General features: G+C 47.7%; 14 protein-coding genes and 1 tRNA gene. 5 read left to right on the top strand and 10 right to left on the bottom strand.

Features of this window, described 5'->3' with window-relative positions; all coding sequences use genetic code 11:
* Positions 1 to 75: 75 nt before the first annotated feature.
* Entirely contained in the window at positions 76 to 486 is a 411-nt protein-coding gene (locus HPY28_RS26120; RefSeq protein WP_017246883.1) for a DoxX family protein, read from the bottom strand.
* A 199-nt stretch (positions 487 to 685) separates the two neighbouring features.
* Between HPY28_RS26120 and HPY28_RS26115 the strand changes: the two genes are divergently transcribed.
* Complete coding sequence (locus HPY28_RS26115) at positions 686 to 1033, top strand: winged helix-turn-helix transcriptional regulator (RefSeq protein ID WP_017246884.1); 348 nt, start codon at positions 686 to 688, stop codon at positions 1031 to 1033.
* Between the two features lie 95 nt (positions 1034 to 1128).
* Here HPY28_RS26115 and HPY28_RS26110 read toward each other — a convergent pair whose 3' ends face one another.
* Positions 1129 to 1485 (bottom strand): helix-turn-helix domain-containing protein, encoded by a 357-nt coding sequence (locus tag HPY28_RS26110; protein WP_026042917.1) that lies wholly within the window; start codon positions 1483 to 1485, stop codon positions 1129 to 1131.
* Positions 1486 to 1651: 166 nt separating this feature from the next.
* Here HPY28_RS26110 and HPY28_RS26105 point away from each other — a divergent pair, with 166 nt between their 5' ends.
* Positions 1652 to 1864: a helix-turn-helix domain-containing protein gene (locus HPY28_RS26105; protein WP_017246886.1), complete on the top strand. Its 213-nt coding sequence runs from the start codon at positions 1652 to 1654 to the stop codon at positions 1862 to 1864.
* A 22-nt stretch (positions 1865 to 1886) separates the two neighbouring features.
* A complete protein-coding gene (locus HPY28_RS26100; protein WP_174231703.1) occupies positions 1887 to 2138 on the top strand; it encodes a hypothetical protein in 252 nt (83 codons plus the stop codon).
* Between the two features lie 18 nt (positions 2139 to 2156).
* Here HPY28_RS26100 and nagE read toward each other — a convergent pair whose 3' ends face one another.
* The 6 genes from nagE to HPY28_RS26070 all read right to left on the bottom strand — a co-directional run bounded on the left by nagE (position 2157) and on the right by HPY28_RS26070 (position 8141).
* Positions 2157 to 3596 (bottom strand): N-acetylglucosamine-specific PTS transporter subunit IIBC, encoded by a 1440-nt coding sequence (nagE, locus tag HPY28_RS26095; protein ID WP_174231702.1) that lies wholly within the window; start codon positions 3594 to 3596, stop codon positions 2157 to 2159.
* Between the two features lie 152 nt (positions 3597 to 3748).
* A complete protein-coding gene (ptsP, locus tag HPY28_RS26090; RefSeq protein WP_174231701.1) occupies positions 3749 to 5461 on the bottom strand; it encodes a phosphoenolpyruvate--protein phosphotransferase in 1713 nt (570 codons plus the stop codon).
* Positions 5462 to 5492: 31 nt separating this feature from the next.
* Positions 5493 to 5759, bottom strand: coding sequence for an HPr family phosphocarrier protein (locus HPY28_RS26085; protein ID WP_012683821.1), 267 nt, complete (start codon positions 5757 to 5759; stop codon positions 5493 to 5495).
* Between the two features lie 30 nt (positions 5760 to 5789).
* Positions 5790 to 6287, bottom strand: a complete 498-nt coding sequence (locus HPY28_RS26080) for a PTS sugar transporter subunit IIA (RefSeq protein WP_174231700.1) — start codon at positions 6285 to 6287, stop codon at positions 5790 to 5792.
* A 129-nt stretch (positions 6288 to 6416) separates the two neighbouring features.
* Positions 6417 to 7274 carry a glucose PTS transporter transcription antiterminator GlcT gene (gene glcT, locus HPY28_RS26075; protein WP_017246891.1) on the bottom strand — a complete coding sequence of 286 codons (858 nt, stop codon included), beginning with the start codon at positions 7272 to 7274 and terminating at the stop codon, positions 6417 to 6419.
* 369 nt (positions 7275 to 7643) lie between these two features.
* Positions 7644 to 8141: a ribonuclease H-like YkuK family protein gene (locus HPY28_RS26070; protein ID WP_017246892.1), complete on the bottom strand. Its 498-nt coding sequence runs from the start codon at positions 8139 to 8141 to the stop codon at positions 7644 to 7646.
* A 184-nt stretch (positions 8142 to 8325) separates the two neighbouring features.
* Here HPY28_RS26070 and tadA point away from each other — a divergent pair, with 184 nt between their 5' ends.
* The gene (tadA, locus tag HPY28_RS26065) at positions 8326 to 8808 is read left to right on the top strand and encodes a tRNA adenosine(34) deaminase TadA (protein ID WP_017246893.1); all 483 of its coding nucleotides are present in this window, start codon (positions 8326 to 8328) and stop codon (positions 8806 to 8808) included.
* A 39-nt stretch (positions 8809 to 8847) separates the two neighbouring features.
* On the opposite strand, the gene HPY28_RS26060 is transcribed toward tadA, so the two are convergent.
* The gene (locus HPY28_RS26060; protein ID WP_174231699.1) at positions 8848 to 9567 is read right to left on the bottom strand and encodes a pseudouridine synthase; all 720 of its coding nucleotides are present in this window, start codon (positions 9565 to 9567) and stop codon (positions 8848 to 8850) included.
* A 158-nt stretch (positions 9568 to 9725) separates the two neighbouring features.
* Here HPY28_RS26060 and HPY28_RS26055 point away from each other — a divergent pair.
* Positions 9726 to 9814, top strand: a tRNA-Ser gene (locus tag HPY28_RS26055).
* A gap of 490 nt (positions 9815 to 10304) precedes the next feature.
* Here the strand turns inward: HPY28_RS26055 and HPY28_RS26050 are convergent.
* Positions 10305 to 11510 (bottom strand): MFS transporter, encoded by a 1206-nt coding sequence (locus HPY28_RS26050; RefSeq protein WP_017246895.1) that lies wholly within the window; start codon positions 11508 to 11510, stop codon positions 10305 to 10307.
* Between the last annotated feature and the right edge of the window lie 66 nt (positions 11511 to 11576).

Below are 11576 nucleotides of genomic sequence, written 5' to 3'. Positions count from 1 at the left end.
ACTTAAATATAATACGTGTCCAACTTTATGGGGTCATTTCACTTCAGACTGGCTTTTATACGTGTAACAATGGAATTACTCAACCGAGCTTTTTCCAAACAGAATAGTGTCCAGTGCGAACTTGGAGCTGCCGCTGATGCCAAGAGCAACCAACATCGCAAGCAAGGCCAGATCCAATTCATAACCAGCTCCACCTTCACCGCCCAAGAAGCCAGCAGCGAGCTTGGCTGTAAAGATGGCACCAATCATAACAACAGACAAAGCACCTGCGAACACGCGAGTACCCAGACCCAGAATCAAGGCGATACCACCGACTACCTCCAAGAAGGCTACGAGATAAGCAATGAATGCAGGAAGTCCCATGGTTCCGAAGAAACCAGCGACATTTTCCAGCCCCATTTGGAATTTAGCCACTCCATGAATGGCAAAAGTAAGACCAGCAATCACACGTAGAATAAGTGCGCTCCATTCAAAACGATTTGACATGTATGAATCCCTCCGATAAATTTAAATGTGTAACAAAGTTACTTTTCGTTAGTAAGTATACAATAATAATTTCTTAAGTCAAGTCATTCGATTAAAATCCCAACGGTTGGCAAGTGCAATTTTCAAGGTTGATTCGCATCATTGGTTTTGATGGATTGAACAAAGAGCGGTATACTGAAAGGAGAATGAGGTGATACCTATGAAAGAGTCTACCCTCTGTCCGAAGTTCGAAAAAGGTATGCAGTTGTTGGGAAAGCGATGGACAGGTCTAATCCTATACCAGTTGTTGTCGGGACCACAGCGATTTTGTGCATTGGAAGGGGCACTGCCAGTTAGCGGAAGGCTACTTTCTGAGCGTTTGAAGGATTTGGAGAAGGAAGGACTCGTGCATCGGCAGGTGTTTACTGATTCTGCACCTGTCCGCGTAGAGTATTCCTTAACGGAGATGGGGAAAGCTCTGACTCCAGTGCTCAAAGGGATTGAGACCTGGTCGCAGAGCTGGATCGAGTTGAATGCAGACGAAATGGCTAACGACAGCGAAGAATAACACAGCCTATATAAAAAAGCATCAGGTGAGTACGCCTGACGCTTGCCACGATGAAAACCCCTGGAGACAGGGGTTTTTCTGTTATCTGTTCATCTTTACGAAGGATCTTCGTTCTTTTCTTGCAAAGCCTTCCACTTTAAAAATTCAATATGGCGCTTGACCTCAACCAGCTCGTCCTCTGACAGGCCATCGACATCTAAGAAGGTCGCCGGTGTTTCCCGGACAGAACCGCGTTGCCAGGTTGGTTCCTCCGTGCGCCCGTGGAGAAAATCGGTGGATACTTCAAATAAATCTGCGACTTTGGAAATCAGATGAAAATCGACGCCCTTCTTTTCGCCTGACTCGATCCGCGAAAGTACGGTATTATGTATGCCCAGCTTTTCAGCTAATTGAAGTTGAGACCATTGTTTTTGTTCGCGCAGCCATTTTATGCGTTGACCAATTATGGACATCGTGAGACCACCTTTATCGTTTTGGCAATTCCATTCTAACAATTTTCCAAAACGGAAAAAACAAGATTGCTAATATGACAAAATCTGTATTGACTTTGCTAAAATTGAAAGGATATGATGTAACTATAAATATTTGCCATTTTTGCAAATCAGGAGGGGATAACTGGTGGAACGACTCAACCTCCCTTTTATCGCGCAACGACGTAATGAGTGCAAGCTGACCTTGCAAGAGATGGCGGAAGCACTCGGGTTTCGAAATGCTTCGACATACTTGAAGTACGAGAAGGGAGAATATGACTTCAAGGCTAATCATTTGCCAGTGTTGGCTAAAAAACTAAGATGTAACATGCTTGATCTTTTTATCCGAATGGTTTGCTGATTTAGCAAAAGGGGTGGGGGGCTTGAACGCTTGGGAGGCAAATAGAAGGCAGCTGGAAATATGGAGAAAAACCGTCGCTTACGAAATTGAAATGATGGCGCCACAGAGTATGCCGGCTTGCGAGGGATTTCTCGAGCGCTTGGTACTATTTGAAAAGGAGTTGGAAAACAACGCGGGATGCCCATATCGTACGACACATGGTGGGAATGATGCCGGGTCGCGTCCGTTACCCGTTCAGGAAACAGAAAAAAGCCCGGTACGGACTTCACCGTGACCGGGCATTCGTTGTATTTTATAGCTTGCTGATCTCTTCTTTTAGCAGCTCCGAATGGGTTCCGAAGACGACTTGCACGCTTCCTTGACCCAGTCGCATAACACCTGCTGCACCGAGGTCCTTCAAGGCTTTGTCGTTGACCTTCTTGTCATCCTTCAAGACGAGACGCAAACGAGTGATGCAAGCGTCTACGCTAACGACGTTTTCTTTTCCACCAATGTGAGTGAGCACTTGGATCGCTTTATCCTGCATCGAATTGTTCCTTCCTGTAGCTGTAACTGTCATTTCTTCGTCATCTTCTCGTCCTGGCGTCTTGAGGTTCAGCTTCACGATCAGGAAACGGAACAGGAAGTAGTAGACCACGGCGAATGCCAGACCAATCGGAATGATCATCCAAGCATTCGTAGAGAGGTGGTAGTTGATGCCGTAGTCGATCAGACCCGCTGAGAATCCAAAGCCGTGCTTGATACCCATAGAGGTCACGATATACCCGGACACACCCGTCAATATCGCGTGAACAAAATACAGGAGTGGAGCAGCGAACATGAACGCAAATTCAACTACCTCGGTAATCCCGGTCAGGAACGAAGCGAGAGCTGCACCGATAAACATAGAAGCAACTACTTTGCGTTTTTCAGGACGCGCTGAGTGAATAATAGCGAAAGCCGCTCCAGGAAGTGCGAACATCATGATCGGATAGAAACCAGTCATAAACATTCCTGCTGATGGGTCTCCCGCAAAGAAACGATGCAAGTCGCCGTGTACGACTTTTCCTGTCGCATCGGTAAAGTCACCGATCTGGAACCAGGCAATCGCATTGAGTACGTGGTGCAGACCAAATGGAACGAGCAATCGGTTGAAGAATCCGAACAAGAAAGAACCTGTTGCGCCGAGACCTACGATCCAAGAGCCCAATGAGTCAAGGGCAATCTGGATGGGCCCCCAAATGATCCCGAAAATCAAACCGATGACAACCATGGAAAGAGAAGTGATGATCGGGACGAAGCGTTTTCCACCGAAGAAGCCTAGCCATTCTGGTAGCTTGATCGAATGGTAGCGGTTGTAGAAAAACGCTGCCATACCACCCGCCATAATACCGCCGATGACACCCATGTTCAGTTTTATATCATCCGCGATGAAAGGCAAGGCAGCAGGAACAGCTGCAAGTACTTTCGTTAATACGACGTAGGCGATGACAGCAGCCAAAGCAGCAACAGCATCTCCTGCCAATCCAATGGCAACACCGACAGCAAAGATTAAAGCCAGGTTGTCAAAAATGGCTGAACCACCAGCAGCCAAAAGCGGAGCGATGTAGGAGTCCATGAATGCACCAAAGGCGCCGAGATTGAGGTCCTTCTCGAATTTGAGAAGACCAAAGCTTTGCAAAATCGCTGCGGCTGGCAACGTTGCAACCGGGAGCATGAGGGCTCTCCCAATCTTTTGCAGAAAAGCGAGCATAGGATAAAACCTCCTTGGAATGAAATGAATTTATCAGGGAAGCCGCTCTCCGGATGAATGGCAAAATGATGAGGGCACAAGGAATAAGCCGGAGAGAGACCATTCTGATCGATATGTTGAAAGCGCTTACACTACTCAGGCGACAAAACCTTTTATAAGGCTTTGTCTTTCAGATAGTGAACAACCTCGTCTACAGTAGAGAGTGTAAGAACGTGTATGGCCAGTTGCTTCGCTTCCTCTACGCTGGTGGAGCGGATACGTTCTTTGACTTTTGGCATCACCGAAGCGGCACCGCTGAACTCATCGAGTCCCAATCCGAGCAGGAGCTTGGTTGCCAACGGATCTCCCGCCATTTCTCCACACAGCCCAGTCCAAATGCCCGCCCGATGGGAAGCCTCGATGACTTGGGAAATCAATCGTAATACGGCCGGATGGTAGTAGCTGTACAGCTCGGCAATATTGGCATTCATCCGGTCTACGGCCAGCGTATATTGAACGAGATCATTCGTGCCGATGCTGAAAAAGTCTACCTCTTTCGCAAACGCATCTGCTTGCAGGCAAGCACCCGGAATCTCCATCATCATGCCTACTGCGATCTTCTCGTCAAAAGCAATTCCTTCTGCCCGAAGCTCTGCTTTCGCTTGCTCTAACAATCGTTTGGCTTCACGCAGCTGCTCCAGATGGGAAATCATCGGGAACATGATCAGCAGGCGACCAAATGCACTGGCACGCAAGAGAGCGCGTAATTGCACCAGGAACAATTCCGGTCTGGCTAATGAGATGCGCATTGCGCGGAAGCCAAGGAACGGGTTTTCCTCCTGTGGAAGCGCGAGTGCTGGCAAATGCTTGTCACCGCCAACATCTAAGGTGCGAATGATGACTGGCTTGTCGCCAAAAGCAGCGGCTACATGCTTATATGCAGCAAATTGTTCGGCCTCATCGGGAAGGGTGCTGCGATCCATGAACAAAAACTCGGAGCGGAACAACCCGATTCCTTCTACACCAGATGCGACCAGTGCATCCGATTCTTCTGGCACGGCCATGTTTGCCATCAGGTGAACGCGGTGCCCATCGGTTGTTTCGGCAGGCAGCTCCTTAATGGCTTCGTACATTTTGCGTTCCTTTTCTTCCTGCGCGGCTTTTTCCTGATAGGCTGCCAGTGTATCCGCATCAGGCGAAACAATCAGCTGTCCAGAGGTTCCATCGATGATCAGCAAACTTCCGGAGTCTACTTTTTCCATTAAGGTATCGCCTGCACCCATGACAGCGGGAATACCGAGAGAGCGTGCCAATATGGCTGCATGAGAGGTAGCGCCACCTTTGGCCGTGACAATTCCTCGTACATGCTGGAGTGGAAGCTGAAGCGTCTCAGATGGGGTGACGTCCCATGCAACCAGGATGAAAGGCTCTTCCGGGTAGGAGATGACGGTGTCACCGCCCGAAATATTTCGAATCAGACGGCGGCTCACATCACGAATATCATCCGCACGCTCTTTCATGTAGGCATCGTCCATACTCTCAAAGAGAGCAATGAATTGATCGGCTACTTGCGAGACGGCGGCAGATGCCGCCAGTTGTTGATTTTCGATGAGCGCACTCATCTCCCCGACAAATGCCGGGTCATCCAAAAAGGCGATATGAGCAGAGAGGATGGCCGCTTTTTCCGAGCCTAATTGTTCCTCTGTCTGTTCCTTTAGCTTTTCCAGTTGTTCGCGTGCTTGCTCTACGCTTTTGCTAAGTAGTCCTAGCTCCTGCGTCGTATCCACTGGAGTGGTGGACTCTGCCTGCGCGATGGCTGTTTCGTGTGTGAGGCGTAAAACAGGGGCAATCGAAATGCCAGCGGAAACCGGGATTCCTTTTAACATACATCCTTCACCTTCCTGTCCGTCGTTTACACTATATGTTTGACGAGGATTGCTCCAATAGCTGCTGAATCGCAGTGGCTACGTTTTGTTCATCCGCGCCGTCGATCTGAACGGTCAGGGTGTCGCCTTGGGAAACACCCAACGTCATGATGCCGAGAATGCTTTTGCCATCTGCGTGTTTTGTCCCTTTGCTCAGCGTAATTTTTGACTGAGATTGCGACGAACAATTCACGAGCAGAGCTGCTGGTCTCGCGTGGAGCCCACCCTCTACATTGACGGTTACTTCAAATTGAACCATGTTGTACCTCCTTCAACCATGCGCTTCGCTTTATTTTAAGACGACAGTCATCAGTGGCTCTTGACCTGCTTGCACAGTTGCTTTTGCCACCACATTTTTTTCAGCAACCCGATCACCGTTTGTAATAACGATCGGTGTTACAATCGGACAACCCGCCTCTTCCAGTACGCTCTTGTCGAATTGGATGAGCTTGTCGCCAGCTTTCACTTGATCGCCAACGGAGACAAATGGGGTAAAGCCTTTCCCGTTTAATTTCACGGTATCGATTCCAATATGCATCAATATCTCAAGACCACTTTCAGTCGACAGCCCGATAGCATGGTGAGTAGGGAAAAGATGCGTTACCTTTCCATCGACAGGGGAGACGAGAGTGTCTGCACTTGGCAAAATCGCTACTCCATCACCGACGACTTTCCCTGCGAATACAGGATCAGGAACTTCGGACAGGGGGAGTACGGTACCTGTTAAAGGTGCAAGACAGGTTACCTCTTGTTGTTGTTTTTTCCGGGAAAAAAGACTGCGTAGCATAGTATCCTCCTTTTGCGTCTGAACCAAAAAAGGCATGAGACGGTTGAATTCATACGACGACATACTTACTATGTCCGTATGATCTCACCGCTCATGCCTAGTCGAGCTAGTAACACGCAGGATTATGATTTAATTTTGTTGTAATAAGCGATAAAGGTGCAGAGCCATGTAACCAACCTCGTCTTCTGGTACAGCGATCTCGAGACGGGTGGAGATGTATTCAGCCAGCTCTGTTGCCAATTGATAGGCTTCTGGCATGGTGGTTTTGACTCGGTCCAGAAGCGGGTTCTTGATGAATTTTTGTTGACGGATGCGCTCAACGGCAAAGCGCAAATGGGTAATGAGGCGAACGTAGTCAATGGTACTGCGTTCAATCGTAATAGCTGTTCGCTCTTCAATCAGGCTTACCAAATCCGTGATGATGTTGGTGAATTGGACAGCCTTTTTTACTGGGACGTAGCTGATCGCGGAGTGAATGTGCAAGGCCAGAAATCCGATTTCACTATCGGGAATGTCCAGGTCGAATGCGTTCTTGATCATATCCGCTGCCCGGTTCGCCAGCGCGTACTCCTTCGTGTACAGCGTCTGGATTTCGAACAAGAACGGATTCACGATTTCCATGCCGTTATTGAGCCGATAGATGGCAAACTGGATATGGTCAGGCAAGGCAACGTGGACGTGTTCGTTCAATTCTGGCGTAATCTCACTCGCAATGAGAGCGATAATTTCTTCCGCAATTCCTACGACAGCAGGATCTACTTGGCTCAAGATGTTCTGATACTGCTTCTGATGGTTCTCATTTTCGAGCCTGAAGCGCTTTTCCACACGCGAGTCATGGGCGGGGATGGTATTCCCGGGTTTTGCGCCAAATCCGATTCCTTTTCCGAACAGGACAATTTCTTGTCCGGGTCCGGGTTCTTCCACGAGTACGACGTTATGGTTCAACACACGCGTAATTGCGTACGTTTTTTCCTTTTCACGGGACAATCCATTCCACCACCTTTAGATAGACAAAAACGGTCCATGACCGTATTTGCTTACCGCAAGCGGTCACATCCAATTTAATGAAAAATGTCGATGAACCATGACATTAATCAGAAAAAAGAGCCGAAAAAACCTTTTTAACAAGAAAAAGATCTTCTCGGCTCATGCCTGCATTACCAGTAACACGCCTTGTGAAAACGCTTCAATTAAAGCTTATAATAGCTCACGTCTCGTACATTGTCAATCACCCTGTTAACGGGAAAAAACACGGTGGGCAGGAGAAGCAGAAGCCTGTCCCGAATTGTTTGAACCAAGCAGGATAAGGGCAAAACAAAGCCAAGCGGACGCCTCATTAGCAATCCGCCTGGTTTGTTACTTGGTGTACTTGTCGGCAATCGTAGATGCACAGAAGGAGTTCGGTTTGATTTCGGCACGAAAGTGATTGGTTTCTGCTAAGCTCAACAAAGACTGGATAAACTTACGGGTAGGGCCATTCGTACCGATATCAAAATGCAGGCGGATGGGAGTATCTAAGTGGTGGTCCCGCAAATATTGGCGTACTTCTGTGGCAAGTCCGACTGCGTACATCGCTTCCTGAAATATACGCTGTTGCAAGGATGCGTACCGGCGTTCTTGAAATTTGTGATAAAAGAAGGTGCCCCCATGGCCGGGACGAATCACTGTGATCACAAGAGCAAAAAAAGTCCCGCGGCTTTTTAATTGAGAGTCGGCCCCCACAATAATTTCAAATGGACCACCTATTGATGAGATGGTATGTTCGATGTGGGAAAACACTTCTTCTTTTGCCAGTAGACCTCTAGTCGGACTGTGAAAGCGATCAAATAACGTATTTGCAGAGGTTAAGCCCACTCACATCCCTCCAGAAAGAGGCTAACAATGATTTGCATACTTCTTCCTTACATCATTAATGTATGTAATCTCGCAGATAGTATGTGAACGGGTAGGGACAAAAACTTCTTGAATCAACTTTTTTGGGTAAAATGGTCCGTTTGTTCGGGACGAAAGACTGTTTTTGAAGGAGCTTTAGAGAAACGTGATACAAGCAAATGAACATGATTATTATATGAAACAAGCCATGGAAGAGGCCCGGAAAGCTGCTGCGATTGGCGAGGTTCCGATCGGTGCGGTCATCGTGCGCGACGGGGAAATCGTAGGTCGCGGCTACAATTTGCGGGAAACACAAAAAGACCCTACCTTGCACGCGGAATTGATCGCGATACGGGAGGCAAGTGAACGCTTGGGTGGATGGCGCTTGATCGGGTGTACGCTGTACGTGACGTTGGAGCCGTGTCCGATGTGTGCAGGTGCAATCGTTCAAAGCCGTATCGAACAGGTCGTGTATGGCGCTCGCGATCCGAAGGCTGGCTGTGCCGGGACATTAATGAACCTGCTCGCGGAACCGCGCTTCAATCATCAGGTGCCAGTCTTAGAGGGTGTTCTTGCAGAGGAATGCGGGCAGATGCTCAAGGACTTCTTTCGTGGATTGCGAAAAAAAAGACAGCCGGTACAGGAATGACCGGGCTGTCTGGACAAACTGTCTGCATGCAGGCGGTTTTTATTTGTTTACGTTTTGCAGCATGTGCAGCTCTTCTTCGGTCAGTTCGCGATACTCACCAGGGGCGAGTGACGGGTCAAGGTGAAGCGGGCCCATACGAATCCGTTGCAGATAGGTGACTTGCAGGTCGAAAGCAGCAAACATCCGTTTTACCTGATGGAACTTTCCTTCCATGATGGTGACGCGAATCTCTGATGTTTCTCCTGAAGAGATAATCTCCAGCTTGGCTGGCAGTGTAGTGAAGTCCTCCAATTCCACGCCTTTGGCAAACTCCTGTACATGGTGCTCAGTAACTCGGCCATCGATACGGGCAAAGTACTCCTTGTCCACTTTCTTTTTCGGGGACAAGAGACTATGGGAGAGGTGACCGTCATTGGTCAAGAGTAAGAGACCCTCTGTATCAATATCCAGTCGGCCTACCGGATGCACCTTGATAGCCCACTCGTACGGGAGCAAATCCACTACGGTTTCATGGACATTGTCCTCTGTAGCAGAAACGACTCCAGGCGGCTTGTTCAGTAAAACGTATACCCAGCGCTTAAAGTTAAGCGGTTCTCCATCCACAAGAATTTCCTGTTCCTCGGCAATGACATGCATCCCCGGGTCTGTTGCGACAACGCCGTCCACGACGATCAGTCGCTGTTTCACTAAGGCTTTCACTTCCTTGCGCGTGCCGATAGCCATATTGGCCAGCACCTTGTCCAAACGTTCACGTTTCATATATGTTCCTCGCTTTTCTTCTGATCGGATACAATCGTGTGTGCTGTTATTAGTTTGGCCTAATGAGCCGCGCAAATCAAGGGGAATGCAAAGGAATGAGTCTTGCATTTTTGACTGTATTTTGCTATAGTAAATAATGTTTCTGACAAACTAAATATGGAGAGATACCCAAGTGGTCATAAGGGGACGCACTCGAAATGCGTTAGGCGTCGTGAGGCGTGCGTGGGTTCGAATCCCACTCTCTCCGCTTAGATTTTTCGGATCGAAGAGAATGAAGCATATTTTTGCCAGTGAGGCAGAGGTATGCTTCTTTTTTTATATCACAAAAACTGTAAGCAAATTTTAATTTTGCGTCTAATAACGGGTACCGCCAGCAAAACGTGGTTATCTTAACTCCAATGTGACAATCACTATTAAATCAATGGTTGTCACATTGTTTACATGTATTCAAAGTAGTTTTAAATTAGTTTAATTATCTCAGAACTTTTCGTAGACCAAGCCAAAGATTGCTACCCGCGCCTTCGCTCGGGCTACACCCCCCATCTAATAACCGATGTACCGTCAACCAAATGACATAATACCCACATTAAGGATTTGAATGCAATAACAACCTCGATTTCCTTAGCGTACAGGAAATCGAGGTTGTTAAGTTTAATTAAGGGTTTGTTATTTTGATTCCTTTGTAGCTAGTGCTGTTTAAAGAAAATAAAGTTGTAGACTAGGAGGTAGCACCTGAATCAGTCTGACAAAGCCTGTTCTTGCGGCATGCCTTCTTTTTTTGCCTCTTGTCTTATCCATGAAAATAATAATAACGAGGCCGCGACTGCAATTGCCACACCGATCGTCCCGAACCACGGGATGGATGACAAGGATATCCGATCCACGGCGAGGCCGCCGATTCCCGCTCCTGCTGCCATCGATAATTGCATCGTGGACTGATTGAGACTAAGCATAATGCCTGAATAATTGGGTTCGATCCGTACCAAATTATACTGCTGTGTAGGACCGCTAGACCAGGCGGCGAACGACCACAGCATAAGGATGGCTACAACCGGCAACCATGAATGCGTGAATATGACGGCAACCGTGAGTAAAATCAAGGCGGCGATATGCAGCAACATACTCCAAGTCAAGGTGGGGGCTACCCCCCATTTATCCGTACTGTAGCCGCCGAATTTGGAACCAATTAAGCTGGCCACGCCGAACGCCAACAATACTCCGCTGAGCACTTCTTCATTTAAGCCCGCAACCTTGAGTAGATAAGGAGAAATGTAGGTATACGCTATAGAGTAGCCACCGAGCCAAAAGAAAGTGATCGAGAGTCCAAGAGCCACTTTTCTGCTTTTGAGGAGAGCAAGTTGCTTGGCTAAAGGTACGGGGGCATCCCCCTTTACTTGCGGGATCGTTTTATACAGAACAAAGATGGCAAGAAGACCCATTATGGCAATGAAACCGAATACTGATTTCCAGCCGTATGCCTCAGCGATCATGCGTCCGAGAGGAACCCCGATAATTAATGATGTAGTAAACCCCATCACTACGGTTGCAATTGAACTCGCCTGTTTACCTTCTGGCGCGATTTTCGCTGCTATATCCAAGGCGGTAACAACAACCATTCCAGCGCCTAAAGCCATTAACACGCGCGCAAGCACAAAAAGTCCGAATCCCGGCAGTACAAAAGACAAAATGTTGGCAAACACGAAAAGTCCCAGTGCACCAACGAGCAGCTTTTGCCTTTCAATTTTTGCCGTCAAAGCCATCAATATGGGGGTGCAAATAGCATATACAAAGGAAAAAACGGTCACAAACTGCCCTGCCGAAGTAATGGAGATCCCAAGCGTATCCGAGATCTTGTCTAAAATACCTGAAATGACATACTCGGATGTCCCAACCAAAAAACTGACAATCGCCAAAAAATAAACCTTCCAAGTACTCCCCTTCAATTTCACCACTCCTAATTTTTTCACATCTATATATAATGAATTATCGATGTGTTTCACATTAAAAAT

Origin of the sequence: Brevibacillus sp. HB1.2, assembly GCF_013332495.1 — a bacterium.
Lineage (GTDB): Bacteria > Bacillota > Bacilli > Brevibacillales > Brevibacillaceae > Brevibacillus > Brevibacillus porteri.
Note: the sequence above shows the minus strand (reverse complement) of the source record. Positions and strands in the feature narration are given on the sequence as shown.